Annotated in this window: 1 protein-coding gene; it reads right to left on the bottom strand. The window is 56.9% G+C overall.

The window, feature by feature from the left end:
• Window position 1: 1 nt before the first annotated feature.
• On the bottom strand, window positions 2–1,173 hold a 1,172-nt coding region (locus ACGRVM_RS16360; RefSeq protein ID WP_394624074.1), incomplete at its 5' end, for a DUF6538 domain-containing protein.

Genomic DNA, 1,173 nt, shown 5'->3' with positions numbered 1-1,173 from the left:
CTCACGTGACCGCCTTCATCCACTTCCTGAGGACATCCAAAGGGTAACCTGAGCCGTATCCGTGGCCCACTCCGTCTGTCTGCCATCCCCCGATCTGATCAACGACATCAGCAGGACACTCAACGGCCCTGAGGCGATCCCGCATTGAGTGTCGGAACCCGTGCATCGTGTATCCTTCTAGCCCGTGTTCTTTGATCCATTTATTCAGTGCAGCACTGGCAGCATTAGCGTTCGTTGCTCCTTTGCTGTTGTAGCGAGGAAAGGCGAACTGAGAGGGAGATTGCTGCTCCAGAACACGCTCAGCCGCCCATCGCGCTTCTCCTTCGAGGGGTACGTCACGTTCGCTGCCTTTGGTTTTGAGGCGACGCCAAGGATGCGGACAGACACGCGCGAAGAGAGATCCATCATCCTGCAGAACGATGTCTTCTTTCGTCAAACCAGCAGCCTCAGCCAAGCGCATCCCTGTATCTGAGACCATCGCGACCAGCCATCTCAGATCGTCATCGGCTTCTCGGCATTTGCGTTGAATGATCCCGAGGGCCTCTTTCGGGATCGAGTTGCGATCAGAGACGCCAGCAGTTCTGTCGTAGTAGACCCCGGCGAAGGGATTGCTCAAAGACAGCCCCTGCTCACTGGCGGCAAAGTTCGTCACAGCTCGGACTGTCCCAAAGACACGCGTCAAACTGCTACCAGCAAGACCACGTGAGATCAGGGCATCACGGAACGCGTTCGCATCTGCTTTCGTGTAAACGTCGAGGTGCTTGTCGCCACACGCGTCTATGACGTAGCCACACGCTCTCTCAGCAGCCCGGCGGAAGGTATCTGGGCGACCCTTCCCCTTTTGCTGCAGGTAGATTTCCACGGCCTCTGACAGAAGGACAAATGCCGATGAATTGACGGTTGTGGCAGTGCCAAGTCCACTCGGCCCTGAGTTGCCAAACCGAAGCATGTGCTTTCCCGGCAGTTCAGCATCCTGAGACCGCAAAGCAAACCAGTAGTCATCCAGTTGGTCAGCAGCCTTTCTGGCTCTCGCCTCAGCGACCCTTGCGGACCTCGTGCGCAGAGAGAAGGCGATACGAGGGGACGAATAATGGCGAAGCAGCTCTCTGGGGATGCGACGGCTGAAGTAGAACACCCCGCCTTTAACGAAGGTGAACGTGGGCGAAATGGTCT

It is taken from the genome of Roseovarius aquimarinus, assembly GCF_043661195.1.
Taxonomy (GTDB): Bacteria; Pseudomonadota; Alphaproteobacteria; order Rhodobacterales; family Rhodobacteraceae; genus Roseovarius; species Roseovarius aquimarinus.
The sequence above is the reverse complement of the archived record's forward strand: the minus strand, read 5'-3'. Positions and strand labels throughout refer to the sequence as shown.